Source organism: Microcella sp., assembly GCF_033763155.1.
Classification (GTDB): domain Bacteria; phylum Actinomycetota; class Actinomycetes; order Actinomycetales; family Microbacteriaceae; genus Microcella.
This window is the reverse complement of the sequence record NZ_JANRKZ010000163.1, coordinates 1-2,917: the sequence shown is the minus strand read 5'-3', so window position 1 is coordinate 2,917 and position 2,917 is coordinate 1. Positions and strand designations below refer to the sequence as shown.

Genomic DNA, 2,917 nt, shown 5'->3' with positions numbered 1-2,917 from the left:
GAGAACGAGCCCGTGGGATTGCTCGAGGTCACCGAGATCGTGGCGCCGCCCTTGTTGTAGTGGTAGGAGGAACCCGAGTAGTCGTAAATGTTTCCCGAGACAATGCCCGAGCCGGTAGCAACGACGCGTGCCGTCACGGTCACCGAGATGGGGTCACCACCAGCTTTACCGCCCGTGTATCCATCCGGACCGATGCACGATCGATAGGTCGCGCTACCGACAACGGGGTCCCACCCACAGGCGTTGGCGTAATAGAAAGTGTTGGTGGCGCCTGTCGGTACGTCATAGACCGCCGACACCGAGATGATGTCGAAGATGCTTCCGTCGAGCGTGGGGCCGGCCGAGAGCTGCTCGTAACCGTTCGTCGCGGTGAAGCCGTTCATCACGTACGTCACGACGTCCCCCACAAACACATTGGTGGGGCCGGTGAGCGAACGAGTGTCGTTGCGGTTCTGCGAGATGAGCTTCTCGACATAGATTTCGCGTGCCGCGGGAGTGCTGACCGTGACCACGTCGAACGCACTCGCAGAAATTTGGAAACTCCGCGTGGTGTTCCACGCGGCTGTGGTGCGCGTGATTTCGACTGTCCACCACTTGTTGACACAGGTGTTCGCCGCGAGCGACGTGATCGACTTCGAGAGCGTGCCGTCGATGTTGATGTTCGCGTTGGTCGAATTCCACTGCCAAGCGGCCGTGATGTTGTTGACCGGCACCGCGGTGATGTTGCAGATGCGGGCGCCGATCGAGTACTGGTTCGGACCGACGGTCACGTCATTGCTGTCGAGACCGACCACGTTCCACTCAATGGGAGTGATGGTGAGCGAGTTCGTGGCCGCCTGAGCGGGCAAGGCCGTGCCCAACGGCGTGACGAGAGAAGCGACGACAGCAACAACGGCCATGACCGCTGCGAACCGCCGGGAGCGACGGGCAACGGGCTGCGACGACTGCAACAGGGACATGGCAACTCTCATTCGGGTTGAGGCTTTTCCGATGGGTGGTCGGAATGTCGCATCAAGGGCATGGTTCACCCCAAAGATAGACACATCAGAATCCCAGGTTTTCGCGCAGAGCGGTAGTTTTCGGCACCCCCTCTTCAGGGGCCTTGTGGTGAACGGGAATCACTCTGGCGAGTGACCTTCGTCTCACAGGCCGCTGAAGGCCGCTGACGTTCCCGTGTGATGTATCGTTTGTCGATAGATATCGCCCGACAATCGATAGGAACGTGATGAACCGGATCACCATCGTCTCGCTCAAGGCTCTCATCGGGCTGCTTCTGGCCCTTTTGCTGCTGTGTCAAGTGGCCGTTGTGCCCGCGATCGCGAGCCAAATGGCCGACCGCATCCCTCCGCTGGCCTTTTTGCAGTGGCCCGGGGTGATCGCCGCCGCGGTGTTCGTGCTGTGCCTCCAGACCGCACTCGGGTGCGTGTGGCGCCTGCTGACCCTCACGCGCGAGGGCGTCATCTTCAACGCTCGCGCCTTTCGCTATGTCGACGTGATCCTCGCGGCGATCGTCGTGGCGACGGTCGTGGTGCTCGGCTCGCTTGTGGTGATCACGAATGCCGGGGCTGCAACGCCGTCACTTGCCCTGCTCGGCGTGCTCGGCGTCGTTGTCGGCAGCATGCTGGCGTTGCTCGTGGTGGTGTTGCGCGGCCTGTTGCGCAAGGCCACGCAACTCGAGAGCGACTTGGCTGAGGTCGTCTGATGCCAATCATCATCAATATCGACGTGCTGTTGGCCCAGAAAAAGATGTCGGTGGGCGAGTTTGCCGCCGCCATTGACATCACACCCGCCAATGTGGCGGTGCTGAAAAACGGTCGCGCCAAGGCCGTGCGTTTCTCGACCCTCGAGGCCATTTGCCGTGTGCTCGAGTGTCAGCCGGGCGACATCTTGGTCTGGGCACCCGATGAGGAGGCTGACGCATGAGCGCGCCGGTCACGCGCTCGACACACTGGAGCGCCACGGTCGTCGACCAGTTGCGCGACGCCACGCGGTGCCCGGTGTGTGGCCGAGCGCTGCGCGACGGACTGTGCTCCACCTGCGGCGCCGACCTTCGAGGCGACACGGGAACCGCGGTCTGGCAGGCCGCGTCAGCTGCCGCAGCGGCGCTCGCCACCCTCGAAACGGTTGTCTCGCGCATCCCGAAGCAGGCGGTTGCGCCGCATCGCCCCACGACGCCGGTGAGTGCGCCGCCCGCGCCGACAGTCGTTGCCGCGACGCCGGCTCGAGCGAGCACAACCCTGCAGTCGGTACTCGCGGTCGCCGGCGCCGGGCTCATGGCAACCGCCGCACTCGTCTTTACCTTTCTGAACCCCGACCTGACCGACCCGATTGCTCGCGCGGCGGTGCTGGCTGGCGCCGCCGTTCTCTTCAGCGCGTCGGCGCCCGTGCTCATGCGTCGCGCCCTGCGCGTTTCGGCCGAGTGCATCGGTGCCTTGGGCGTCGTGTTCGTGGCGCTGTCGGTCGCCGCGCTCGGCGAACTCGCGCCCGCGGGTGCCGGGCCGTGGGCGGGCGCAACACTCGGCGCCCTTCTGGGTGGGTCACTCGCCGTGCTTCTCGGCGTGCGCACGGGCATTTGGTCGTGGATGCTCACCGGCACCCTCACCCTCCCCCTCGTTCCGCTGTTCGCCAGTGCGGCGTTGGCCACCTCGACGATTGCGTTGTGGGGGCCGCTCGGCTCGGCGGCAGCGGCACTCGGTCTCATCGAGGCCGCGAGGGTGCTCGAGCGACGTCGGGGGGCGGATGCGCGCGTCGAACGCGCCCTGCTCGTGGTCGTGCAGCTCTTCTCGCTCGCGCTGCTGATCAGTCTGGCGATGGATCTGCCGCCGGTCGGCAGCCCTCGCTGGCTCGAGCTCAGCGCAACCCTGCTCGGCGTGGGTGCCGTGGCGAGTCGCACGGCGCGCCACGCCCTGCGCGGGCT

Annotated in this window: 4 protein-coding genes; 3 read left to right on the top strand and 1 reads right to left on the bottom strand. The window is 65.2% G+C overall.

What is annotated here, in order from left to right; genetic code table 11:
* A partial coding sequence (locus tag SFU54_RS06910; RefSeq protein WP_319015553.1) for a hypothetical protein occupies positions 1-959 on the bottom strand: 959 nt, incomplete at its 3' end.
* A 266-nt stretch (positions 960-1,225) separates the two neighbouring features.
* Between SFU54_RS06910 and SFU54_RS06905 the strand changes: the two genes are divergently transcribed.
* From SFU54_RS06905 to SFU54_RS06895, 3 genes are all read left to right on the top strand, one after another.
* A complete protein-coding gene (locus tag SFU54_RS06905) occupies positions 1,226-1,702 on the top strand; it encodes a DUF2975 domain-containing protein (RefSeq protein ID WP_319015552.1) in 477 nt (158 codons plus the stop codon).
* The gene (locus SFU54_RS06900; protein WP_319015551.1) at positions 1,702-1,923 is read left to right on the top strand and encodes a helix-turn-helix transcriptional regulator; all 222 of its coding nucleotides are present in this window, start codon (positions 1,702-1,704) and stop codon (positions 1,921-1,923) included. Before SFU54_RS06905 ends, SFU54_RS06900 begins: the two co-directional genes overlap by 1 nt.
* The coding region (locus SFU54_RS06895) for a hypothetical protein (RefSeq protein WP_319015550.1) at positions 1,920-2,917 on the top strand (998 nt) is incomplete at its 3' end. The genes SFU54_RS06900 and SFU54_RS06895, both read left to right, overlap by 4 nt.